This window comes from Corallococcus sp. AB045 (genome assembly GCF_003668895.1).
Lineage (GTDB): Bacteria > Myxococcota > Myxococcia > Myxococcales > Myxococcaceae > Corallococcus > Corallococcus coralloides.
The window spans coordinates 1-1,175 of record NZ_RAWN01000417.1 but is presented as its reverse complement, the minus strand read 5'-3'; the positions used below and the strand labels follow the sequence as shown (position 1 = coordinate 1,175).

Sequence of the window (1,175 nt, the reverse complement as noted above, 5' to 3'; positions counted from 1 at the left end):
ATCGCCAACGAGCTCGTAGGCCACGAACACCTGCGCGAACCGGCGAGGACCGGCATCCTCTCCATGGAAGTGGACGGAGAGCTCATGCCCGAACCGCTCCTGTCCAAAGACGGCCGAGTGGCCGTGCTCCTGGGCATGGACACGCCCACGCTCCCCACCCACTTCACGATGCCGGACGGAGAGGTCCGGCTGGTCACCGTGAAGACGCTGATGCCCCGGGAGCTGACGTACCTGCTGGAGCACGGCCGGGAGGAGCTGCTCCACCGCTTCAACCAGTCCCACCCCGGCCACCTGTCCAAGGCCTGGCGCCAGCCCGTGGTGTAGCAGTCCAGACCTGGAGGCAGTCCATGTCGCTGCGCTGGCTGTGCGTGATGTGGATGCTGCTGGTGACGGGCTGCGCGACGTCACGGACATGGCGGTTGGACACGGGAGAAGGCCGAGCGCGTGAGTACTCGCCGCGCACGGACACGCGGCCCGTGGCGCTGGAGGGAGACACCTTCGAGAAGGCGGTGCGGACGCTGGCGCGAGGAGCGCCAGTGTCGGTGCATCCGAGGAGGGAAGCACTCCGGCTGTTGAATCCCGCAGCGGCGCGTCCGCGGGCCTCACTGGGCGTCGTGTCCGTGGATGACCCGAGGCAGGGCCGCGTCCGAGTGGCTCAAGGGAGCACGGAGCTGGAGGCCGCCTACGGGCGCTGGTGCGTGCGCAAGCGGCTGTCCGGAGATTGCCTGCACCTGTTGGACAGAGGGCTGACGCTGGACGAGGAGGGCAAGCGGACACTGGCCTTCCGAATCGCGTTGGACTCGGTGTGGGAGGAGACAGCCGAAGCGCTGGAGGGGATGGTGGACCCCGAGGCGACGGTGTCCCTGCTGGTGATGACGGGAGCGGTGTACTTCAGCCTGTGGCTGGTACCGGAGCCGCTGCTGACGAAGGGAGTGGCGGCGACGCTGACGGTGGCACTGATTGCGTACCTGGGCTGGGACACGGTGTGGAGTCTCATCCAGGGCTGGAGGGCGCTGGCGGCGGAGGTGAAGGAGGCAGAGACGTTCGACGGCATCCGGGACGCGGGGGAGAAGTACGGCGAGGTGATGGGGAAGCAGGCGGCAAGGGCCTTCGTGATGCTGGCGATGGCGGCGCTGGGAAGCACGGCGCAGACGCTGGCGACGCGGGTCGCGACA

General features: G+C 68.5%; 2 pseudogenes. Both read left to right on the top strand.

Going from position 1 to position 1,175, the window contains the following annotated elements:
- Positions 1-324: pseudogene (locus D7Y21_RS41205) on the top strand (hypothetical protein); the annotation flags it as partial.
- A 23-nt stretch (positions 325-347) separates the two neighbouring features.
- A pseudogene (locus D7Y21_RS41200) lies at positions 348-1,175 on the top strand (hypothetical protein); the annotation flags it as partial.